The following is a 22,053-nucleotide window of genomic DNA, read 5'->3' as shown; positions in this document are numbered from 1 at the left end:
AAGGAGCGGTTGGTATGTTCTTCATGCGAATGATGCTGCGGTCATTCAGCCGCCAGTTCGGGCGAAGAATGCTCATCGCCGTCACTGTCTGCCTGTCGGCCTGCGTGGCTACGGCCATGCTGGGGGTGGTCTTCGACGTCGGCGACAAGCTCAATGCGGAACTGTCCACCTACGGATCCAACATCACGGTCCAGGCCAAGGCTGATGCCGTGGTCTCCGACCTCTACGGCGACCAGGAGGGCGGCCCCTCAGGCGATGAGTCAACGCCGACAGCCTTCCTCAAGGAGTCCCAGGTGCCCAAGATCAAGACCATCTTCTGGGCCTACAACATCACCGACTTCGCTCCCCGCCTGGATCTTCGTGGCACTGTGGACCAGGTCGGCGCCCCCCTGGTGGGCACCTGGTTCGGCCGGACCGTCAAGGTAGACAGCGGCGAAAGCAGCACCGCAGGTCTGAAAGGTCTTAGGCCCTGGTGGAAGGTTCAAGGCCGCTGGCCCAAGGACGAGGCCGGGTCCGGCGGCAGGACCGAGGCCATGATGGGCAAGGAGCTGGCTGCACGACTGGGCGGCCGTCAGGTTGGCGACCAGGTCAAGGTCGGTCTGGGTGATCAACAGCGGACCGTCACCATCGTGGGCATCTTCGACTCCGGTGATGCCGATGCCTCCTCCCTCTACCTGCCCACCCGGCCGCTGCAGGAGATGTCCGGCCTGACCGATCAGATCGACCAGGTGGAGGTCAAGGCTCTGACCACGCCCGAGAACGACCTGGCCCGCAAGGCCGCACGAAACCCTGCCGCTCTCTCCCAGGACGAGTGGGAGACCTGGTACTGCACGGCCTACCCCTCATCCATTGCCTACCAGATCGAGGAGGCCATCCCCGGGTCCATGGCCAAGCAGGTCAGACAGGTGGCAGCCCTGCAGGGCGATGTTCTGCAGAAGACCCAGGCGGTCATGATCCTGATGACCGTGCTCAGCCTGCTGGCGGCAGCCATCGCCGTGGCCAACCTGATGGCATCCTCCATATCCGAGCGGTCCTCGGAGTTCGCCCTGCTCAAGGCCTTGGGCGCCACCGACGGGGCCGTGTCCCGACTGGTGCTGGCCGAGACGGCCCTGATCGCCCTGGCCGGGGCTCTGGTCGGCGTTTTGCTGGGTTCCGGGGTGGCTCAGATTGTGGGCAGGGTGGTCTTCGGCTCGGGCATCACCATGCGACCCATGGTCTTCGTGCTGGTCTTCGTGCTGCTGGCCATTACTGTGCTGCTGGCGTCCATCTCGTCCATCAGATCGATTCTGCGGCTTCGGCCGGCGGAGGTGCTTCATGGCCGCTGATCGCCATAAGAGCCATATGACCAATACCCGCATGTTCCTGACCATGCTCTTCGGGGCCGTCTTCCGTCGTCGGGGACGGGCCCTGATGGCCGTGGTGGCATCCCTGGTGGGCGCGGCTACCCTCTTCTGCCTGGCGGCGGTCTGCATCGAGGCCCCTAGACAGATCAACCAGGAGATGCGCTCCTACGGGGCCAACCTGGTCGTCTCGCCCATCCAAGGCGGCAATAGGTCCGGCTCCGGCATCGAACAGGGCATGGTGGACCATACTACCCACATGGTGACCGCCAAGGCCCCGGCCCGGTACGCCACCTATCGATATGAAACGGTGCAGGTCAATGCCGGGGCTCGCGAGATGGCCGGCATCCACCCAGACCAGGTGCGTCAGCTCAACCGTCACTGGAGTGTGGAGGGATCCTGGCCGCAGTCGGGTTCAGTCATGGTAGGGCGGGATCTGGCAGATTCACTGGGGCTTACCACTGGCAAGCAGATAACCATCGGCTACCCGGCCAGCCAGGTCACCGGCACGGGCAAGGCCGGCGGTCAGGGGCGAGACTTTCGTGTGGGGGGCATCGTCGATACCGGTGGTCCCGAGGATCGCATTATCTACGCCGACCTGACTGACCTGGAGCTCCTGACCGGGACCAAGCGGGGCACCGATGTCATCGAATACTCGGTCAACACCATGACCTCGGGGCTGAAGACCATCGCCGCAGGCATCAACGACATGACCTCCATGGGGGTCAAGGCCCGGCCGGTCACGAGGATCACAGCGGGCGACAGCCACACCATCGCCATGCTCCAGTCGCTCTTCTGGCTGGTTTCGGTGGTGGTACTGGTCCTGACCTTCGTGGGCGTGGGGACCACCATGGCCTCCATCGTCTCCCAGCGACGCAGCGAGATCGGTCTGCGCAAGGCCCTGGGCGCTTCCTCGCGGGGAATAGCCATGGAGTTTCTGGCGGAGTCGGCCTGCTATGGATTGGCTGGCGGCCTGATTGGCACGGTCCTGGGCTATGGCTTCGCCCGGCTGCTCTGCCTGTCCGTCTTCCAGCGTCCGCTGGGCTTCAACTGGTGGCTGGCCCTGGGCACGGTCCTGCTGAGCGTGGCCATATCCATGATCGCATCCATCCGGCCGGTCCTCCGGGCTTCGCGTATCGACCCGGCCCTGGTTTTGAGGGAGGAATGACAATGACGCAGGCAAAGGCGAGCGAGTCCCAGTCGGGCGGCGGCATGCTGCTGGATCTGGACCACGTTTCCAAGATCTACGGCGATCTGCATGCCCTGGACGATCTGAATCTGAGCGTCCCGCAGGGCCAGTGGCTGGCCGTGGTGGGGTCCTCCGGCTCGGGCAAGACCACGCTGATGAACATTCTGGGTTGCATGGACACCCCCAGCCGGGGTTCGGTCCGCCTGCAGGGGCGGCCGCTGGAGGATCTGAGCCAGTCCCAGCTGGCCGATGTGCGCAAGAATGTGATCGGCCTGGTCTTCCAAAAGTTCTACCTGGTCCCGCATCTGACCGCCTTGGAGAACGTCATGGTGGCCCAGTACTACCACTCGGTGGTGGACGAGGATCAGGCCATGAAGGCCCTGGACCGGGTGGGTCTGGCGGATCGGGCCCGCCACCTGCCCAGCCAGCTTTCGGGCGGTGAGCAGCAGCGGGTCTGTGTGGCCCGGGCGCTGATCAACGAACCCAAGCTGATTCTGGCTGATGAACCAACTGGCAACCTGGACGAGGCCAATGAGCGGATTGTGCTGGACCTCTTTAGGCAGTTGCATGACCAGGGGACCTCCCTGATCGTGGTCACCCACGATGCCTTGGTGGCCTCATGCGCCCAGCGGGAGATCATGCTCAACCACGGTGTACTGGCCGGTGAGCAGTGGAACGATGAGGAGGCCAAGCAGGCCTACCTGGCAGCCGGGGGTCGGCCGGCCTTCAGTGGGGCTCCTGGCGATACCGGGGGCCAGGATATTCCGGTGGGCTTCCATGACCCCACCAAGACGGCCAAGACCGGCGGCTCCCTGCCGGGATCGGCTGCTGATGCAGAAGGAGGGCGTTGAAATGGCCACAAGCAAGTCTCGGGGACTGGCCACGGCCTCGGCAACCCTGGCGACCCTGGTGGCGGTCGGCTCCCTCCTGGGCGGCTGCGGAAGCCAGCAGGCCAAGCCCATGGACGACGAATTCGCCGGATCGGGCGCCGAGTCCAGCTCTGCTCCAGAGTCGGGAGCCGGCTCTGCGGGCGAGGGCACGCCCACGGCTGTCTCCCGTGATGGGCTGCCGACCGCTCCGGCTGATACGGGCAACTATCACGATGGCACTTACGCTCTGACGGGCAAGTATGGCCATGACGGGGCTGACAGCATCGATGTGGATCTGGACCTGTCGGGAGGTCAGGTGACCCGGGTCCAGGTCCAGGGGCATTCGGATTCGCCCATATCACGCGGCCACATGGAACGCTTCGCTCGGGCTGTGCCTGGAGTAGTCCAGGGGCGCCCTCTTAAGGACCTCAAGGTGGACAAGGTGGCCGGGGCCAGCTGGACTTCGGATGCCTTCAATAAGGCTCTGGACCTGGCCCGGCTGGAGGCTTCGGCGGACAGGTCGTCCTGAGGACCTGGCTGTAAGGGTTGCGGAAACGAAAAGGGGCGAGGATTTGGCTCCCCGCCCCTTTTCAGGCCTTTATGGTTTTACCGGTCGCGTAGTTATCGGTCGCCTCGGACCAACTACCGGTCCCACCAGGGCCGTAGCGGATAGGTGTCCGTTCCGGTCTCGGGATCGGGCTTGATGCACTGGAACTGGTGTATCTGAATGTTGTCGAGCTCGAAGTTGAGCCGCGCGCCGGCCATGTACAGGCCCCAGAGACGCGCCTTGGGCTCGCCCACCATGGGCTTGGCCTGGCCCCAATGCTCCTGGAGGTTCTCGGTCCAGTGCTTGAGGGTCAGCGCATAGTGCTGACGCAGGTTCTCCTGGGTGATGACCTCGAAGCCGGTGTCCTGGATGGCCAGTTCGATCTCGGCCGGGCTGGCCAGCTCGCCATCGGGGAAGATGTAGCGGTCGATGAATCCGCCGGCCCGCTTGTGGTCGTGGGAATTGGTGCGGGTGATCTGATGGTTGAGCAGGATGCCACCCGGACGCAGCTTGTCCATCATCTCCTTGAAGTAGGAGGGGTACTGCTTGTAGCCCACATGCTCCATCATGCCGATGGAGCAGATCCCGTCGAAGCCGGACTCGGGCACGTCACGGTAATCCATCAGCCTGACCTCGGCCAGATCCTGCAGGCCCTCCTGACGGATCCAGTTCTGGGCCCACTCGACCTGCTCCTCGGCCAGGGTCACGCCGATGACATGGATGCCGCGGCGTGCGGCCGCGATCTCCATGGAGCCCCAGCCGCAGCCCACGTCCAGCAGGCGGTCGCCCTTGTTCAGGTGCATCTTGTCCAGGACCATGTTGAGCTTATGCCATTGGGCGTCCTCCAGGCTGTCGTCCTCCTTCTCGAAGACGGCGCAGGTGTAGGTCATGGAGGACCCAAGGAAGAGCCGGTAGAAGTCGTTGGACTGGTCGTAGTGGTAGCTGACGGTGGCCGCGTCGCCCCGGCGAGTGTGGGGGCGGATGCCCTCGGTCAGTCGCTTGGCCAGGGAAGGCCCTTCGATGGCCGGCGGTTCGGGCACGCGCACCCCGTGGGAGAAGACGGCTCCGGCCGCCCGCGCCAGCTCCATCTTGCCGGGGTGCTTGACGAAGTGCTTGAGGCCCATCAGTTCCTTGAGAACCTGGTAGGGGTTGCCTGGCAGCAGCTCGGGAGAATCCAGGTCGCCCTGCAGGTAGGCGCGGGCCAGACCCAGGTCGTTGGGATTTTCCGTGATGTAGTACATGGCACGGGAATTCTTGACTTCCAGATGCAGCGGCGCTTGGTCCTGTCCGAAGACCGACCCATCGAAGGCGGTCACCTGTACAGGCGCGTCGGGGGTGAGGAAGAGCCCGATCATCTCGGCTACAGTCATCTTGCTTTTGGCCATGAAGCCCCCTTGTGTGACCCGGACATGACCGAACATGGCGGGTCTGGTAGTTAGTGGATACAAGTACTGTCTTCACCCTACCCCTGACACTGGTCCCCGTTGGGTCCATGTTTGGTGAATTATTCCGCATGGGAAACCTTGCCTGGGTACAGACTCTTTGGTAAGGCTGAACATGGAGGCGAGCAGGGAATGACCAGCAGCGGATCAGCGGCGGCCGGGGCGGATGAGGCCTGGACCCAGGACACTCTTGCCAGATTGGGGCATTCGCGCTTCCGGGCCGGCTTCTCCCTGTCGGCCAAGGATCGCGCCTACGCCCGTGCCAAGGGCAAGGAAACCATCGACCGCCACGCTCATGAGATGCTGGCCAAGCGTGTGGGGCCTGCTCATCCTTTGAAGGACGGTAAACAGACCCCCTATCGTGGGCATCCGGTCTTCACGGCCCAGCATGCCACGGCCACCTGCTGCCGGGGGTGCATCGAGCGCTGGCATCACATCCCGCGTGGCCGGGCTCTGACCGATGCGGAGGTGGATGCCCTGGCCAGGCTGGTCATGGCCTGGATCGAGCGGGATTTGGTGAACCACCCGGTATCTGCCCCAGCATTGCTTTAAACTGATTTTGGTTGCATGATCCGGTCCGATAAATATTTGGTGACCTGCCCACTAATGTCGTGTTTCTGGTGTTTCCAAGGAAATATTTTCGTATCACACTTACGACGGTGTGAAATCATGAATTGCAGGCCCATTTATCCAAGGGGCGGGTGTCTTCAATCGGGGCAGTCGTATTACGAATCATGATCTGGGTGTCCAAGGTTATGTATGGGTTCTTTGGTGGGGTTTTCTTCAGAAATTCCAATGCGAGCGAACCAGCCTTGGCGCCCAGATCAAAAGGATCCTGACGAATTGTTGTCAGCCCAATTTTATCTGCGTAAGTGCTGTCATCGAAACCAACCAGGGAAAGGTTACCTGGGACGGTGAGCCTAAAACGATTGAGTTTGAAAAGTAACGGGATAGCGACCGAATCATCCTGGCAGCAGAGAGCAGTAGGGCGGCTTTCCATGCTTTGTAGCTGAGAAATAAAGGAGCTGAATACGTCTTGTCCGGGCTGCAGCTTTATTAATTCGGTTTTCACTGGTTCCGGCCACTGTCTGCAAGCTTCCAGGAAACCTTGCAAACGGTTCAAGGAACTGAAGTGCAGGGACGATTTTGGCGAGATGTGCATATACGCGATGTTCCGGTGACCAAGTGTAAGTAAATGATTGACCGCCAGCTGGATACCCTTTGCGTCATCGATTTTCACTGAACCGTCCAGGTCATGGTTCGATTCCACGTTGATGCCGATAATCGGTACATTGATACTACTCAAGCGGCTGGTTTCCTTGGAAGTGATGTCGAAAGAGGACACGAAAACCAGATCAACGTTTCTCCTGATAGGCAGTTCGGCAAAGAAATGCTCTTGTTCTTCGGAGTCGCCGATGGGATAGATGGAGGTGTCGTAGCCAGCCGGATGGAGGATGGAATCCAGCCCTTCGCGTACCAAGGAGCCGAACCAATCCAAGCGTTCGTTGCCAACCAGCAGTGCGGCGCGGAATGTCCGGCCGGTTTTAAGGCTTGCTGCCGTGTGCGTAACGGTAAAATTCATGGCCTCAGCGGCCTTCATCACCTTCGCCCGTGTTTTCGCTGACACCTTTTCTGGACTGGTGAAAGATCTCGATACTGTCGAAATCGACACCCCTGCTTCGCGAGCAACGTCGTAAACGCTGGCTTTGGACACTTGCCACCTCAATGCGGAGAAAATGCAACCAACTCTGTAAGTATAACAATCGCTCACTTTATCCTCGCTTGCAGATGGATTAGATCGACACGCCGCATATTGGGATGTAGCGAGCGGTAATTGACTCAGGAAGAATAGCTAAATAATGCTAAGGGTCGCATAATCTGATAATTTGTTATGAATGATTGAATATAAAGCCTGATTCTTTGATATACAATAGGTTTCGCAAGTGAGTATCTTACAAGGAGGTAGGAAAAGCAATGCGAATAAGACGCGTATTGGCTACATTTGTTGCGACCGTTAGCATAATAGCTTTATCAGCATGTGGTGCCAATGGAGGCCAAGGGGAGGGCCAGACGGACACTAAAGCCGACAAGGGATTGAAAACTCTTGGAGTGAATGTCAAGTACGACCCGAATCATCTTGTGAATAAAGGCAAGCCTATTCAGCTCGAGTACTGGTCTTGGGTCGACAAGGAACAGGACCCTATCAGTGCTATGACTCGTGATTATCAAAAGATTCACCCCAATGTCACCTTTAAAATTGTGAATGTTGCTTGGGCCGATTACTGGACGAAGGTTCCACTAGCCTTGAAAGGCAAGAATGGACCTGCTCTATTTGCTGTCCATAATTCACAAGATGCCCTCTTGAAGCCCTATATGGCCCCGATTGACATACCAGCAGACCAGCTCAAAGCCGATTACACCGGGGTCCCCGCCCACCTTGAGAATGGCAAGGCTTATTACATCGATACGGTCATCAATACGGGGAACATCTATTACAACAAGAAGCTTTGGAAAGAAGCCAATTTGACGGATTCCGACATTCCGAAGACTTGGGATCAGTTGGTTACAGTCGCCCAGAAGCTCACCAAATGGGATGGTTCCAAGATGGTGCAATCCGGTTTTAACCTCAATGGGGACGAAGCAAGCGCGGGCTATCCCGGTCTTTGGCAAGGGCTCAATTATCAAAAAGGTGAGCTCATGTTTGATTCCTCAGGGACGAAACCCAATTATAAAAATGAAACGACCAAAGAGAACATGCAGTTCATCAAGGACCTGTATGACAAATATAAAGTGGCTTCAACAGCGTTCGGTGTAGATATGGGGCAGAGTTTCGGTAACGGACAGACAGCCATGGTCTACCAGTGGGGAGGCTTTGCCGGCACACTGAAGCTGAAGTATCCGGATATCGATTACGGCGTCTTCGCAACCCCGACCTTCTCTGAGCAGACGCCTTTTGCCTACGATCGTTACAACGGAGAATCAACCCCCGGCGTCAACAAGAACCAGTCCAAAGATCAGCAAGAGGCGGCACAGGACTTCCTCAAATACATCCTCGCCAATGACAAGTTCATCAAGGATGATGCAAAGGCCTTTAATTCGTTCCCGGCTAAGAAATCCCTGCAGAATGATCCAGAGATTCTTTCCATGCCGATCATGGCTGCTATCAAGCCGAGAATCGACCGTTTGATTTGGCCCGGACCCACGCCATCAACTATGGAATCGAGCGCCAAGAAGTCTTTCCAGGACGTTTTCCAGAACCATAAATCGATTGATAGCGCCCTGGACTCGACCCAGGCTCTGATGGAGAAAGACATCAAAGGCACCGGATTCAAATCACTTGAGCCTGCCTATGCCTTCTATAAGGAGGCAAGGCGATAGACCATGGATGGACGTCGGAAGGCACAGCTATGAAGGCAGTGACGAAAACAGGTCACACAGGCAGCAAGACCATCCAGACTGGTAAGGGCCTCGGTCGTGTATTCACGATGAGGAACGTATCTCTTGCGGCCCTGGTCATATATTTCAGCGTGTTCATGATCTACCCGATATTCAAGGCATTCGCAGGTAGCATGCATGATTGGAATCCCCTGATAGGGACCTATAAATGGGTCGGTTTTGATAATTTCCGTCTGGTGCTTTCCGACGGTCTGTTTTGGAAGTCCATAGGGAACACGGCTGTCTTTTGCCTGGTATCGGTTGTGTTTCGTATCGTTCTCGGTTTGGGCTTGGCGCTCTTGCTCAGTTCGAAGTTGGTCAAGGCCAAGGATACGCTACGTGGTCTCTTCTATATGCCGACCATCACTCCCATGGTGGCGGTGGCCTTTGTATGGGTTTGGATGTTTGACCCGCAGTTCGGCATGATCGACCGGGTTCTTGGGCTGGACATCAACTGGCTCAAGGATCCTAACTGGGCCTTGCCGGCTGTGATCATCATGACAATATGGAAGGATTTCGGGTACGCAGTCGTGCTCTATCTGGGAGCACTGATGAGTTTGCCGAGAAGCGTTTACGAAGCCGCTGCTATCGACGGAGCCAATGCCTGGCAGACTTTCTGGAAGATCACGCTTCCGCTGCTTAAGCCGATGACTCTCTTTATCGTTATCACTTCCCTGATCAGTTATCTTCAGGCTTATGTGCAGATCATGATCATGACTGGCGGTGGACCTGGAACGCAGACATACACAATTAGCTATCTCATCTTTGATGAGGCCTTCCAGAAATACAAGTTCGGCACGGCTTCGGCCATGAGTGTTCTTCTCTTCCTCATGACAGGAATACTCACGATTCTGATGTTCAAGGCCTCGGGTGATATGAATATGGAGGAATCATGAGAGCAAGGAAAATGTGGTCCTGGATCCTGACTGGGATGCTTTTCATCCTTGCTCTGATCACAATCATTCCATTTGTCTGGATGTTCATTTCGTCATTTGCGCCTAACAGCGAGATCGTGAAAGTGTCAGGCGGTATCTTCCCCAAACCTACAACTCTGAGCAATTACCGGGGCATACAGGAGAAGTTCGATTTTCTCCGTCTCTTTCTGAATTCTTTGTTCGTGTCATCGTTCAAAACCGTCGTGATCATATACACAAGCGCAGCCTTGGGATATGTGTTTTCGAAGATGAGGTTCAGAGGGCGCAATTTGATATTCGGTATTGTGCTTAGCACCATGATGGTACCGTGGGCAGTCACCATCATCCCTCAATATGAGATGATGACCAAGTTTGGTTGGCTGGATACCTACAAGGCTCTGCTGGCACCAGGCCTCGTCAACGCTTTCGGCGTCTTTCTTTTCCGCCAGTCGATTGGAGGAATACCGGACGAGATCGTGGAAGCGGCCAAATTGGATGGTGCCGGGGACGCAGTAATCTTCCACCGCATCATTCTGCCCATGAGCAGGAACTCCATATCCGCCTTGGCCATATTTACCTTCCTGTGGAATTGGGAGGATTACCTCTGGCCATTCTTGATGATTACCGATGAGAAGAAACAGCTGCTCTCCGTAGGTTTGAAGATGTTCAGTGGGCGATACGGGACCGATTACGGTGGCTTGTTCGCTGCAACCTCTATCGCCATTATCCCGGTGCTGGTGGTGTATGTGGTTTTCCAGAAGCAATTCATAGCTGGAGTAGCCAGCGGGAGCGGCAAGTAAGCAATGGTCAAGATGATCTCCGAAATGGGACAGTTTTCTGGTTCCTTCCATGGAGGCTTTCTTGATGCGGGTCTGGATATGACAAAACAGAGAAAGGAATTATTCTATGCGGGGGAAAGATGACTCATATCGAGGCTTCTCTACGTTTAATAACAGGCTTAGGCCAACCATGAATGCAAGGTGGACTATCTGTGGAGATCGCTGGAGGATAGGGATCCTGAGCGATTCCCTGATCAGGCTGGAGTGGTCTGCGAACGGGATCTTTGAAGACCAGGCCACTCAAGCCGTAATCAACAGAGACTTCATCGATCCGGACCAAATTCATGCACGTGTAATAAAAGGAGATGAACAGCTTGTCATTGATACGCCAGCACTAAGGCTGGAATATGATTACAACTCCTTTGCCAAGGAGGGGCTCAGTGCCATGGTGAAAGGGGTTTCCAATCAGTTCAACACTTGGCATTTCGGTGATGATTCCCTGCATAACCTGCGTGGGACAGCGAGAACTCTTGACGAGGCTGATGGATCAATCGAATTGGGAGACGGTGTCATTTCCCGCGATGGGTGGGCCATTCTGGACGATTCATCTTCGAACCTTATTGTTCGTACTGACCAGGCTGGGGGGGAGAAAGATCCGTATGGTCATTGGATCACCCCCAGGGAAAACAAGGAGATAGATATCTATCTGTTTGCCTATGGCCATCGTTATCGGGAGGCCCTGGCGGATTTTTACCAGTTAACCGGACCTGTTCCGCTTCTTCCACGGTGGGCTCTTGGAAACTGGTGGAGCCGTTTCCACCCCTATACTTCAGCGGAGTATCTAGGTCTTATGGATCGTTTCCGAGCATCTAGGTTACCATTCACCGTCGCCGTCATGGACATGGATTGGCATTTGACGGATTCAGTTGATCCCAAGTACGGGTCCGGATGGACTGGATATACCTGGAATCGACAGCTGATTCCGGACCCTGAGAGTTTCCTCCATTCTCTTCATAAGCGGGATTTGCGCGTTTCTCTCAATGTTCATCCTAGAGATGGGATTAGAGCATTCGAGAAGCCATATGCTGATATGGCACGGACATTGGGGGTGGACGCAGACAAGGGAGATCCGATTATGTTCGATCTCACGAATATCCGCTTCCTCAAGGCTTACCTGCAAATGCATCATCAGCTGGAGTCCCAGGGGGTAGATTTTTGGTGGCTGGACTGGCAGCAGGGGGGTGTGACTCGGGTGCCAGGGCTGGACCCCTTGTGGATGCTTAATCACTTCCATTACTTAGACAGCGCGCGTTCCGGTCATTGGCCCCTGATTCTTTCCAGGTATGCCGGCCCTGGGTCGCATCGGTACCCTATAGGATTCTCTGGCGACACCATTGTCACTTGGAATTCACTGAAGTTCCAGCCTTACTTCACTGCGACTGCCAGCAACATCGGTTTTGGCTGGTGGAGTCATGATATTGGCGGCCATATGAAAGGGTGTCGGGATGACGAGCTGGAGGCCAGATGGTATCAGTTGGGTACCTTTAGTCCCATCAACCGTCTGCACTCATCAGCTTCGCCCTTTGAGGGGAAGGAGCCCTGGGAATATCCTCAGCCCTACCGAGGCGCTATGGAGAGTGCCTTGCGCTTACGACAGGCGCTGATACCCTATCTCTATACAATGAACTGGCGGGCGGCATATGAAGGGCTCCCCTTGGTCCAGCCTCTTTACTGGGAAGATCCAGAATGCGAAGATGCTTATGCGTTTCCCGGCGAATATTGGTTTGGCAGCCAGATTCTGGTTTCTCCGATCTTGCAGCCTGTTGATGCCATTACCAGAATGGGGGAGAGCCTAACCTGGCTGCCTTCTGGGGACTGGTTTGATTGCATGGACGGTCGTCATTACCAAGCTGGTGATCCGCAAGGTCGCAGGTTGAGCCTGTGGCGGACAATCGACAGGGTACCGGTCTTGGCAAAAGCCGGAGGAATTATTCCTTTAGGGCCTGCCTATGAAGCCCCGGGTGGAGAGAGTGTTTCCTCTCCTGACAGCTATTCTGTTGGACGTTGCAAACCTAGGGCGGAAACTAGGAAGGAACTATCGGTCGGTTGCCATCCTCTGTCTGGCAACCCCGAACAGATGGTCCTGATGGTTTTCCCTGGTGCAGACGGTTGCTTCACCTTGATCGAGGATGCTGGACGTTTCCCTGTTTCTCCCAATCTTGACAAAGCTGAGCGGGAGGCGGGTGCTGCAAGGACCGCCATCCGCCTTAATTGGTCTTCCGGCGGCGTAGTCACGATAGATGCTGTTAATGGATGCGTTGAAGCCTTGCCATCTCACAGGCATTGGAAAGTAGCTTTGCGCGGTTGGGCACCTACGGATTGCAAGGTGCGGATTGATGGGAGCGAAAGGAAAGTCGCAACAAATTATGACGAATCCACACTGACCATCTGGCTTGACCTGGGTAAGGTACCAGTGGGCTCCAAGGTTGAAATACTACCTGACCGGGCTGAACTGGCCAGCAACCCGGTGATGAATGACTCAGGCGAAGTCTTAAAGAGAGCTCAGATCTCTTTTGAAGTTAAAGATCGGCTGGCGGATATGGTGTCTAGGCAAGGAGTGGATGCGCTTGCGGGTTTGGATACCTTGCAAGCTGGATTCCCCGGCGGCGAACAGGGGACGCCGTCATCAGCAGTGCCACGGTCGGTTCAATCAGCTTTGACTGAGATACTGTTGCGTTCTTGAGCTTATTGAGGCTAATGGATTGTCGGCTCCAGGGTTGTCTCCGGAGCCGACAATCCATTTTGTATCAGGATAGAGAAGCTTTCGCGTCCTTCTATCTGGTTCCTTTAGTCGATTTGTTGCCGCCCAGTTTTTTCATAATTTCAGCAGCCAGCTTTTTCGGCGTCTTGCGCACGCCACTCTCTTCGGCATCCTTGATGATGGTCTTCACGTCCAGGTCGGGATTGCGGTCCTGGGTGGCCACCAGGTCGCGTGCCTCCTGTCGGTTGAGCACTGTGGGCAGGGTACCCGGCATGGGGCGCCGGGCGGTCTCCGCCAGGAAGAGCACGGTAACAAGACCGCAGGTCGAAGTGAACATGATCCAGTAGGCGGGTGCCAGGGACTTGCCGGTCGCGGTCACCAGCCCTTCCATGATGACAGGCGCTGTCCCGCCGAAGACGGCTACTGCCAGGTTGTATGACAGTCCCATGCCGCCGTAACGGGAAGCGGTGGGGAAGAGGGCCGGCAGGGTGGATGCCAGGTTGGCTACGAAGAAGATGACCGGGATGGCCAGCAGAACCAATCCGCCGAAGACGGCACCCGTGGTCTCGTGCTCCAGCAGTCGGAAGGCCGGCAGGGACAGGCACAGCCCGGTGAGCGCTCCCATGAACAAGACCTTCTTGCGGCCGAAGCGGTCGGAAAGGGCTCCGGTGATGGGGATGCAGCAGGCCACCATAAGCAGGACCGGCAGGGAGAGCAGGTTGGCCTGGGCCGTGTTGTAATGCAGGGTGCCCGATAGGTAGGTGGGCATATAGGCGGTCAGCGTGTAGCTCAGGGTGTTGGCCGCAGCCACCAGGATGAAGGCCATGAGCAGTTCCCGCCAATAGCCACGGATCAGGTCCAGTAGGCTCTTGTGCTGGCTCTTGGTCTTCTCGTCGCTGGCATCCTGGGCCTGACGGAAGGCAGGTGTGTCCTGGACCTTGGCCCGGAAGTAGACCGCGATGGCAGCCAGCGGCAGGGCGATGATGAAGGGGATGCGCCAGCCCCAGGCCAGCATGGCTTCCGGGGAAATGGAAAACTCCAGCAGGGAGACCAAGGCTGCTCCGAAGGCGTAGCCCAGGTAGGATCCCACGTCCAGCAGAGAGGCGAAGAAGCCGCGATGCCGGTCCGGAGAATATTCCGTGACCATGGTCGAGGCTCCCGCGTACTCGCCTCCAGTGGAGAAGCCCTGGATCAGCTTGAGCAGGATAAGCAGAATAGGTGCCAGCGGGCCGACGGCCGCATAGCTGGGCAGAAGGCCGATCAGCAGGGTGGCTGCGGACATGCTCAGCAGGGTGAAGGCCAGAATGCGTTGGCGGCCGATCTTGTCGCCCAGCTGGCCCAGGACCACTCCACCCAGGGGGCGGGCGACGAAGGTGACGGCGAAGACGCCCAAGGAGAAGAGCCGCTGTACGGCATCGGATGCGTCGGACAGGAAGACGCGGCCGATGGTCACCGCCAGGTAGCCGTAGACCCCCACGTCATACCATTCCATGAAGTTGCCGACCACGGTGCCGGCAATGGCCCGCTTCAGGGTGGACCTGTCCACCACGTTGATGTCGGTCAGATGCAGGCGCTCGCTCCAGCCCCTATGCGGTCTGGGATTCTGCTTGCGGGCCTTGCGTTTTTCCGCGGCCTGCTGCTTCTTCAGCTGCTTGGCTGTCTGTCGATCACGCTGTTTCTGCTCGTGCTGGCCGCTAGCTGCAGCCGAAATTTTATCGTCCTCTGCCATTATTCCTTCTCCGGCCACTAGGCCGTTGTTCGTCTTTTCCGCCTTTGTGATTTCCCTGTCTGCCTCTTCCTTTAGCGGTTTTCACAAAAATGCCATAAATACACAGCTTACCACGCCTCATGATGAGGGCTGTGGCGGACCCTTATCTGGCCCTCCACAGCCCTCTTGGTCGGATTTAATTAGGCCTTGAGGAATCCGGGATCTCGGTAGTCGGGATCAGGATACTGGTAGAAGCCCTGACCGGTCTCTTCGCCCAGCTTGCCTTGCTCGATCATGGCATTGAGCTTGTCCAGGAGGGGCTTGGCTTGAGGATTGTCACCCTGACGCTGGCTGAGGATGTTGTAGGCGGTCCGAAGGCCGACCATGTCGTAGAAACCGAAGGGTCCCTTGGGCGCGCCAGTGGCGATCATCCAGGTTTTGTCGATAGTCTGTGGATCGGCCACATCGTGCGCCCATAGCATGCCGGCAGCGCCCATGAGCGGCATCAGCAACGTGTTGAGCACATAGCCGGGCTGTTCCTTGTGCAGCTGGATGGGGACCATACCAATCTCCCGGGCAAAGGAAACGATTTGGTTGTAGATGTCTGGGTCGGTTTGATCGGTTCCCATGATTTCAGCGGTATTCATCAGCCAGATCTGGTTGGCGAAGTGCAAGTTCAGGAATTTGTCTGGCCTGCCTGTGTCGGATGCGAAAGTGCTGGGCACGTAGGTGGAGGAGTTACTGGCGAAGATGGTGTTCTCGGGCGCCAGCTTGGCCAGGCTCTGATAGAAGTCGTGCTTGATGGAGGGCTTCTCGGGGATTGCCTCGATGACCAGATTCGCGTTCTTGACTGCCTCGCTCAGGTCGGTGGTGAAGCTCATTCGGCCTAATCCGGCATCGAACTGTTCGTCTGTTGCTTTTATGTCGCGCTTATAGGCGGTGCGAAGCGCCTTGACTCGCTCTCTGGCCGCTGCTACGGCATCGTCTCCGATGTCGTAGACCGTGACATTTTTGCCCTTGAATGCACATTGATAGGCGATCTGACTGCCCAAAACACCGCCACCGGCGACGGTGACCTGTTCAATATTTGTCATGAATGACCTCTTTCATTGTGTCGGCATCCTTCCTTGGATGCCTGATTCAATGGTAGTAAAGAGGCGCAGCCGGCGATTTGCAAAGGTTGACGAGCAGCTTGACGTTTAGATCCGCTTGAAAGTTAACAATGAAAATGGACCCGCCTATTGCGGGGAGGCGATTTGCGTTGTGGTCCCCCGCAACGGACGGGTCCTGTCTGGTGGAAACGGTTCTCTCAGGCCTTCAGGAAGTCAGGATCAGCAAAGGCGGGGTTGGGATAGGTGTAGAACCCTTCTCCTGAATCCTTGCCGGTCTTGCCCTCGTCCATCATCTTTTGGATCTTCTCCAGGAAGGGCTTGAAGTCAGGGTTGTCTCCCCGCTGCTCCTTGGTGATGTTGTAAGCGGTCCGCAGTCCCACAACGTCAAAGATGGCAAAGGGTCCCATGGGTGCGCCTGTCGCGATCATCCAGGTCTTGTCCACGGTCTCCGGATCCGCGATGCCCTGACCCCAAAGATAGGAGGCGGCTTCGAGCAGGGGGATGAGGAGGGTGTTCAGGACGTATCCAGGCTGTTCCTTCTTCAGGACGATGGGAACCATGCCGATCTCCCTGGCATAGTCCACGATTTCATCGAAGACCTTAGGGTCGGTCTGATCGGTACCCATGATCTCAGCCGTGTTGTACAGCCAAACCTGGTTGGCGAAGTGCATGTTCAGGAACTTGTCCGGCCTGCCCGTGTCAGCTGCGAAGGTGCTGGGCACGTAGGTGGAGGAGTTGCTGGTGAAGATGGTGTCCTTGGGAGCCAGCTTGGCCAGATTCTGATAAAGGTCATGCTTGATCGAGGGCTTCTCAGGGACTGCTTCGATGACCAAGTCAGCGTTCTTGACGGCTTCGGCCATGTCGGCGGTAAAGGACATGTTGTTTAGTCCGGCGTCGAATTGCTCATCAGTAGCATTGATGTCGTGCTTGTAGGAATCGCGCAGGTTCCTGACGCGCTCCTCGGCGGCCGCCACAGCCTGGTCGTTGATATCGTAGATTGTTACCTTCTTACCCTTGAAGGCTGATTGATAGGCGATCTGGCTGCCAAGCACCCCACCGCCGGCAACCGTGACATTATGAATGTTCGTCATAGAAACCTCTTTTCGTCGCAATGCATCCATCTTTGGATACTTATTCCATACTACTGGCAGTGTCTGGGATTATTCTGGGTGTTCCATGATTGTTGGAAGCCTGAAATAACGCCCGAAATCACGGTTTATTCGTCTGGTTAATTAATTTTGTGGGGCACTGAGAATTTTGTCGCTTTGCTCACATGAGTGGTAAGCAGCAGTCGTCGTTGGGGCGGGGTTGCGAGCTGCTATATTACGCGATTGGTCATCTCCATTCCTCGGTATACACGAGAGGGAAGAGTCGCCGGACTCTGAGAGGACAATCAGAGAATCTGGCAGAACTCGATGGTCTCCTGGTTGGGGCCAATGACGTTGAAATAGCGGATTCCGTGCTGCCAGAAAGTGGGAATGGACTGGATGGACTTCTCTCTGATCTTCAATCCCATCTCCAGGGCGTGCTCATAAGCGGCATCGATGTCTGGCGTGTCCAACGCCCAGTGGTTGATGGCTCCGGTGCGCATGGGCGCAGGTTCGCCCTCCCAGGTCTCGATGGTCAGATGGCCCAGGCGCAGGAAGGCGCAGCGGTTCGCTCCGTTGGGGTAGATGCCGACCAGCTCGAACCCGAGTTTGTTGGTGTAGAAGTCGATGGTCTCGTCCAGATCGCGGGCGATCATGCCCGAGTGCTGCAGGTCCTTGGCATAGTCCGACATTGGTCTCATGATGGCTGCTCCTTTGGTACCTTGATGCTGCGATGCTTCCTGTTGTCCACTCTAGGCTGTGGTGCACCTGAAGATGGAGTGAGATAAAAAGAGCAACCAACTTCGTAGTTTGAATTTTCAGAAGCCTACATCGCTCTGCTTGGAGGTTCAACGGAACTGGGAACCGGTTGAATCATGTCTTGATTGACTAAGAAGTCGGGCCAGGACGAGCGGTCCTGACCCGATGCGAATGACGGATGTATCAGAGTATGCCCAGCAGCTCGTGGTTTCTGCTGTCCCTGGCGAATACCGGCAGGGTATCCAGCGGGGCCTCTGCGGTGATCGTCTGACCTCCGTCGTACATGGCTCCGTCGCGAAGATCCTGCCACTGTGTAGTCGCATCCCCAGGCAAGTAGACCTGTCGAGATCTGGCTCCTTCCTCTACCACAGGGGCTACCAGCAGATCAGGTCCGAGCATATACTCGTCGGCGATATCGGAGGCAGCGTCGTCATGGGGGAATTCGTAGAACAGCCCCCTGATGAGCGGCTGCCCATCCTCATGCGCTTGTGCAAATAGCTCACGCAGATAAGGGCGAAGATGCTCTCGGATCTTGATGAACTTGACATAGATGTCTTCGACGGACTTTCCATAGCTCCACGGTTCATTGTTCGCTCCGGACGGTAATCGCCGTTCTCCTTGCGCTGTAGTGATGGCGATCTTGGTGGTCCCATCGGGGTGATGCTGGCTACGGTCACCGTGGTTGCGCATGACGGGCGAGAAGCAGGAGAATTGCGCCCATCGCAACAGCAGTTCACGGAAGGTGGGATTGTCGATATCGCCATCGTGGAATCCTCCCAGATCAGTGGTGAACCAAGGAATGCCGGCCATGCCCATATGGATGGCGCAGGTAATTTGTGCTCTGAACGCCTCGAAGGTGGATGCGACATCGCCCGACCATACAAGAGCCGCATATTGTTGGGATCCGGCCCATGCGCATCTGGTGAGGTTGACGATTTGCCCCTGGCGTCCGTAGGCCAGCTGCCCCTCGTAGAATCCCTTGTTGTATTCCCGCGGATACAGATTGGCTGTCTGCTGAGCGGGTCCGGCCCAGTAGCGGTAATTGCTGAAATCGTAAGTGCCATACTCTGGTTCGGCTTCATCCAGCCAGAAGGCATCGACACCGACATCGGCGTAGTGCTCACGGCATTTCTCCCATACATATTGGCGGGCTCGAGGGTTGGTGGCATCAAAGAACTGGCTGGGTCCCTCGAACATCATGCCGATGTCTTCGCCGTGGTCTGCTCGTACCAGCAGATTCTTGGCTTTCATCTCTGGATAGTTTTCAGAAGTCAGCGCTATCTGCGGCCAGACTGACACCATGAGCCGGATCCCCATCTTGTGCAATTCGTTGCTCATGCTGGCTGGATCTGGCCAGAATTCGTCTTCGAATCTGAAATCACCCATGTGAGGCCAATGGAAGAAGTCGATGACAATGAGGTCCAGAGGGATGTTGCGCTTTTTGAACTCTCTGGCAACTTCCATCAATTGATTCTGGTTCCAGTAGCGAAGCTTGCTCTGCCAAAATCCAAGACCCCATTCAGGCATCTGAGGGGCATGACCGGTAGCGTCTGCGTAATGGGCCATAATCGAGCGATAATCGGCACCGACTGTAATCCAATAATCAATCTGCCGAGTGCTGTCCGCCGACCATTGGGTTTTATTTTTTCCGAAACTGACGGATCCAACAGCTGGATTGTTCCATAGGAATCCGTATCCGCAGCTGGAGACGACGAAGGGTATGGAGATTTGTGAGTTCCTGTGGGCCAGTTCGAGCGTGCAGCCTTTCAGATTCATGATGTTCTGTTGATATTCGCCCATGCCATACAGGCGTTCGTTTTCCGGAGGCACGAATGTTACCTTGACCTGGTGGTCGCCTCCCACGATGGGGGCGAAAGAACGCGCCCTTAAATTCAGGGAGCCGCCATCGTTCATCTCGCTGAAGAGCAGCGTACCATCGGTGCGCCAAAAGCTGAGGAGACATTTTGGCTCGGTATAGCCGCTACCTCCGTAAACGCCATCTGAGGCCTGTGCTTTGACCATCAGGGTTCCATTGATTACGGTTGCCTGGCCCTGCTGGTCATCGATGCTTATATGCACTCCTGCTGCAGGCTCGTGGTGATCACGTAAAAGTGCCCAGTCTGGGTCTTCGGGCTCGTGCATCTGCGAGGATCGGACGCGTATCGAATCCGTTCCCCAGGGCTCGATGCGAAGGTATTCGCCGTCACCTGTCCACTTCAGTGCCTGGCCGTCGGTGGTAAATGTTGAATGTTGCATTGATCCAGTACCCTTTCAATTGGTTGATTCACTTTTGGCTTCAGTCCTTTATCGCGCCTGCTGTAACTCCTGCGGCGACATATTTCTGTGCGACGATCAGCAGTATTGCGGTTGGCACTGAAGCCAGGACGGCGGTAGCCATCAATGGTCCCCATTCCTGATTCTGTGCCCCTATAAAATCATAAAGGCCCATCGTGATGGGACGCATACGACCTCCACCGGAATCCAACGTTGACGCAAACATGAAGTCAGACCATGCCCAGAGGAATGAGAATAGCGAAGTCGTCACGATGGAGTTTCGGCTTAACGGAACCACAATGGTTGTGAATACGCGCCAACGTGAAGCGCCATCGATTTCTGCTGCTTCAATAATTGAATGCGGCATGCCGGTCATGAAGCTCGATAGAAGCATGACGGCGAATGGCACAGCTACTGTGGAATCCGCAATGATAAGGCCAGGGATGCTGTCCAAAAGGCCGATACGATTGTAGATCTGATAAAAGCCCAGGGCCATGACTACAGCGGGGATCATTTGAGCCACAATTAGAAGGAAATTGATTGTTCTACGGCCTTTGAGTTCAAGAAAAGCGATGGCATAAGAAGACGGAAGTGCGATGACGAGTGTCAGCAGAACTACACCGACGGCGATAAGCAGGGATGTGCCCAGGTATGTCATTTCGGTGTGGAAGGCTGAAGAGAAGTTCGTCAGCGTGAAATCGCGTGGGTATAGATCTCCTGATCGAATCGACCGCCTTTTGGTCAGAGAGATGTTGATCATCCAATAAATTGGGAAAAGCATGATCAGCGTTAGTACAACGGCGATCAGCGTTTTCCACCAGGTCGAACGATGCCTCATTATTGCTTGCTCCTCTCTGAACCCTGTGCTCGTAGATAGGCAAAAGCGAATATCAGGGCGATGGCGATCAGGATGGTGCCCACGACGGATGCCTCTGAGTATCGGATGGTTGCGGATGTTCCCTTGCCGAATGCCATCTCATAAGCCCATGTGGCAAGGGTGCGCGAAGTGCCTGTCCCTTTGGTCATTATCCAAATAATGTCTACGGTTTTGAGTGTGTACACGAATCCGAGCAGAAGAGTGATCATAGTAACGGGTTTCAGCAAGGGAAAAGTGATTTTCCAGAATCGCTGCCAATAGTTGCATCCATCCAAGGACGCAGCTTCGTATAGGTCTTGGTTAATGTTTTGCAATCCTGAATACAGAATGACCATATTGAATGGAATACCTAACCAGATGTTTGCAATGATAACTGACCATAGGGAGTGATCAGCCTGTAGCCACCAGATAGGGGAGCCTCCGAAAAAGCCGATGACTTTGTTGATGACACCAGTATCTGCATCCATCATCCATTGCCAGATAGTGCCCGAAATCATTGGAGGCAAGAGCCAAGGGACCAGGAAAGCGCCACGGAGTACAGCCGATAGTCGAAAATTCTGGTTGAAGAATACTGCCAGTGCCAGCCCCAGGCTGTATTGAAAAATGATTGAGAGCACCACAAATAATAAGGTCTGCACGAGTATCGTCCAGAACTTCGGATTTCCTAGAACCTCCTGGTATACCTGAATGCCGGACCATGGTGCGTCACCGGTGACGAAAGTCCGGCGAGTGAAACGGTGTAGACTCATGAAAATATTTTGGATAAGTGGTGTTACGTAGAAGACGGCCAGATACACGATGAGAGGCATAGCAAAGCCCCAGGCCGCCAGTGTCGTCGAATGAATGCCGCGTTTTTTTGAGTTCCGGATACTCCCGTCGGAGTCCTGTAGTGGATGAATATTGAATGACATCGTTCACCTGATCAACGCAAGAAATATGATTATTGGAAATTGCCTTGA

Annotated in this window: 17 protein-coding genes and 1 pseudogene; 9 read left to right on the top strand and 9 right to left on the bottom strand. The window is 55.9% G+C overall.

Annotated elements, in window-relative coordinates; genetic code table 11:
- Positions 1–14 precede the first annotated feature (14 nt).
- From GKC41_RS03765 to GKC41_RS03750, 4 genes are read left to right on the top strand one after another with little or no spacing between them, the layout of a single operon-like run.
- Complete coding sequence (locus GKC41_RS03765; protein WP_154312970.1) at positions 15–1,325, top strand: ABC transporter permease; 1,311 nt, start codon at positions 15–17, stop codon at positions 1,323–1,325.
- A gap of 16 nt (positions 1,326–1,341) precedes the next feature.
- Positions 1,342–2,508, top strand: a complete 1,167-nt coding sequence (locus GKC41_RS03760; RefSeq protein ID WP_195760153.1) for an ABC transporter permease — start codon at positions 1,342–1,344, stop codon at positions 2,506–2,508.
- Positions 2,509–2,552: 44 nt separating this feature from the next.
- Positions 2,553–3,380 (top strand): ABC transporter ATP-binding protein, encoded by an 828-nt coding sequence (locus tag GKC41_RS03755; RefSeq protein ID WP_045936245.1) that lies wholly within the window; start codon positions 2,553–2,555, stop codon positions 3,378–3,380.
- Between the two features lies 1 nt (position 3,381).
- Entirely contained in the window at positions 3,382–3,927 is a 546-nt protein-coding gene (locus GKC41_RS03750) for an FMN-binding protein (RefSeq protein WP_154312968.1), read from the top strand.
- Between the two features lie 113 nt (positions 3,928–4,040).
- On the opposite strand, the gene GKC41_RS03745 is transcribed toward GKC41_RS03750, so the two are convergent.
- Positions 4,041–5,330, bottom strand: coding sequence for a class I SAM-dependent methyltransferase (locus GKC41_RS03745; protein WP_154312967.1), 1,290 nt, complete (start codon positions 5,328–5,330; stop codon positions 4,041–4,043).
- A gap of 189 nt (positions 5,331–5,519) precedes the next feature.
- On the opposite strand from GKC41_RS03745, the gene GKC41_RS03740 reads away from it, so the two are divergent.
- On the top strand, positions 5,520–5,939 hold the full coding sequence (locus tag GKC41_RS03740) for a DUF4186 domain-containing protein (RefSeq protein ID WP_154312966.1): 420 nt from the start codon (positions 5,520–5,522) through the stop codon (positions 5,937–5,939).
- Between the two features lie 115 nt (positions 5,940–6,054).
- Here GKC41_RS03740 and GKC41_RS03735 read toward each other — a convergent pair whose 3' ends face one another.
- Positions 6,055–7,101 carry a LacI family DNA-binding transcriptional regulator gene (locus tag GKC41_RS03735; protein WP_154312965.1) on the bottom strand — a complete coding sequence of 349 codons (1,047 nt, stop codon included), beginning with the start codon at positions 7,099–7,101 and terminating at the stop codon, positions 6,055–6,057.
- 260 nt (positions 7,102–7,361) lie between these two features.
- Between GKC41_RS03735 and GKC41_RS03730 the strand changes: the two genes are divergently transcribed.
- The 4 genes and pseudogenes from GKC41_RS03730 to GKC41_RS03715 form a co-directional block, all read left to right on the top strand.
- Positions 7,362–8,765 carry an extracellular solute-binding protein gene (locus GKC41_RS03730; protein WP_154312964.1) on the top strand — a complete coding sequence of 468 codons (1,404 nt, stop codon included), beginning with the start codon at positions 7,362–7,364 and terminating at the stop codon, positions 8,763–8,765.
- A 29-nt stretch (positions 8,766–8,794) separates the two neighbouring features.
- Positions 8,795–9,718: a carbohydrate ABC transporter permease gene (locus GKC41_RS03725; protein WP_154312963.1), complete on the top strand. Its 924-nt coding sequence runs from the start codon at positions 8,795–8,797 to the stop codon at positions 9,716–9,718.
- Positions 9,715–10,536 carry a carbohydrate ABC transporter permease gene (locus tag GKC41_RS03720; protein ID WP_045935920.1) on the top strand — a complete coding sequence of 274 codons (822 nt, stop codon included), beginning with the start codon at positions 9,715–9,717 and terminating at the stop codon, positions 10,534–10,536. Before GKC41_RS03725 ends, GKC41_RS03720 begins: the two co-directional genes overlap by 4 nt.
- A 106-nt stretch (positions 10,537–10,642) precedes the next feature.
- A pseudogene (locus tag GKC41_RS03715) lies at positions 10,643–12,712 on the top strand (TIM-barrel domain-containing protein); the annotation flags it as partial.
- A 637-nt stretch (positions 12,713–13,349) separates the two neighbouring features.
- Here GKC41_RS03715 and GKC41_RS03710 read toward each other — a convergent pair.
- The 7 genes from GKC41_RS03710 to GKC41_RS03680 form a co-directional block, all read right to left on the bottom strand.
- Positions 13,350–15,005, bottom strand: coding sequence for an MFS transporter (locus GKC41_RS03710; protein WP_154312962.1), 1,656 nt, complete (start codon positions 15,003–15,005; stop codon positions 13,350–13,352).
- 179 nt (positions 15,006–15,184) lie between these two features.
- Complete coding sequence (locus GKC41_RS03705; protein WP_154312961.1) at positions 15,185–16,078, bottom strand: 3-hydroxyacyl-CoA dehydrogenase; 894 nt, start codon at positions 16,076–16,078, stop codon at positions 15,185–15,187.
- Between the two features lie 215 nt (positions 16,079–16,293).
- Entirely contained in the window at positions 16,294–17,187 is an 894-nt protein-coding gene (locus GKC41_RS03700) for a 3-hydroxyacyl-CoA dehydrogenase (RefSeq protein WP_154312960.1), read from the bottom strand.
- Between the two features lie 302 nt (positions 17,188–17,489).
- On the bottom strand, positions 17,490–17,885 hold the full coding sequence (locus GKC41_RS03695) for a VOC family protein (protein ID WP_154312959.1): 396 nt from the start codon (positions 17,883–17,885) through the stop codon (positions 17,490–17,492).
- 241 nt (positions 17,886–18,126) lie between these two features.
- On the bottom strand, positions 18,127–20,199 hold the full coding sequence (locus GKC41_RS03690; protein WP_154312958.1) for a TIM-barrel domain-containing protein: 2,073 nt from the start codon (positions 20,197–20,199) through the stop codon (positions 18,127–18,129).
- Between the two features lie 40 nt (positions 20,200–20,239).
- Positions 20,240–21,055 carry a carbohydrate ABC transporter permease gene (locus GKC41_RS03685; RefSeq protein WP_154312957.1) on the bottom strand — a complete coding sequence of 272 codons (816 nt, stop codon included), beginning with the start codon at positions 21,053–21,055 and terminating at the stop codon, positions 20,240–20,242.
- A complete protein-coding gene (locus GKC41_RS03680) occupies positions 21,055–22,005 on the bottom strand; it encodes a carbohydrate ABC transporter permease (protein WP_154312956.1) in 951 nt (316 codons plus the stop codon). Before GKC41_RS03680 ends, GKC41_RS03685 begins: the two co-directional genes overlap by 1 nt.
- Positions 22,006–22,053 lie beyond the last annotated feature (48 nt).

It is taken from the genome of Bifidobacterium asteroides, from assembly GCF_009683175.1.
Lineage (GTDB): Bacteria > Actinomycetota > Actinomycetes > Actinomycetales > Bifidobacteriaceae > Bombiscardovia > Bombiscardovia asteroides_H.
This window is presented reverse-complemented; position numbering and strand designations above follow the sequence as displayed.

Excerpts from the sequence above, each read along its gene's own strand:
- GKC41_RS03765 (WP_154312970.1), top strand. The coding sequence starts at position 15 with ATGTTCTTCATGCGAATGATGCTGCGGTCATTCAGCCGCCAGTTCGGG.
- GKC41_RS03760 (WP_195760153.1), top strand. The coding sequence starts at position 1,342 with ATGACCAATACCCGCATGTTCCTGACCATGCTCTTCGGGGCCGTCTTC.
- GKC41_RS03755 (WP_045936245.1), top strand. The coding sequence starts at position 2,553 with ATGCTGCTGGATCTGGACCACGTTTCCAAGATCTACGGCGATCTGCAT.
- GKC41_RS03750 (WP_154312968.1), top strand. The coding sequence starts at position 3,382 with ATGGCCACAAGCAAGTCTCGGGGACTGGCCACGGCCTCGGCAACCCTG.
- GKC41_RS03745 (WP_154312967.1), bottom strand. The coding sequence starts at position 5,330 with ATGGCCAAAAGCAAGATGACTGTAGCCGAGATGATCGGGCTCTTCCTC.
- GKC41_RS03740 (WP_154312966.1), top strand. The coding sequence starts at position 5,520 with ATGACCAGCAGCGGATCAGCGGCGGCCGGGGCGGATGAGGCCTGGACC.
- GKC41_RS03730 (WP_154312964.1), top strand. The coding sequence starts at position 7,362 with ATGCGAATAAGACGCGTATTGGCTACATTTGTTGCGACCGTTAGCATA.
- GKC41_RS03725 (WP_154312963.1), top strand. The coding sequence starts at position 8,795 with ATGAAGGCAGTGACGAAAACAGGTCACACAGGCAGCAAGACCATCCAG.
- GKC41_RS03720 (WP_045935920.1), top strand. The coding sequence starts at position 9,715 with ATGAGAGCAAGGAAAATGTGGTCCTGGATCCTGACTGGGATGCTTTTC.
- GKC41_RS03710 (WP_154312962.1), bottom strand. The coding sequence starts at position 15,005 with ATGGCAGAGGACGATAAAATTTCGGCTGCAGCTAGCGGCCAGCACGAG.
- GKC41_RS03705 (WP_154312961.1), bottom strand. The coding sequence starts at position 16,078 with ATGACAAATATTGAACAGGTCACCGTCGCCGGTGGCGGTGTTTTGGGC.
- GKC41_RS03700 (WP_154312960.1), bottom strand. The coding sequence starts at position 17,187 with ATGACGAACATTCATAATGTCACGGTTGCCGGCGGTGGGGTGCTTGGC.
- GKC41_RS03695 (WP_154312959.1), bottom strand. The coding sequence starts at position 17,885 with ATGAGACCAATGTCGGACTATGCCAAGGACCTGCAGCACTCGGGCATG.
- GKC41_RS03690 (WP_154312958.1), bottom strand. The coding sequence starts at position 20,199 with ATGCAACATTCAACATTTACCACCGACGGCCAGGCACTGAAGTGGACA.
- GKC41_RS03685 (WP_154312957.1), bottom strand. The coding sequence starts at position 21,055 with ATGAGGCATCGTTCGACCTGGTGGAAAACGCTGATCGCCGTTGTACTA.
- GKC41_RS03680 (WP_154312956.1), bottom strand. The coding sequence starts at position 22,005 with ATGTCATTCAATATTCATCCACTACAGGACTCCGACGGGAGTATCCGG.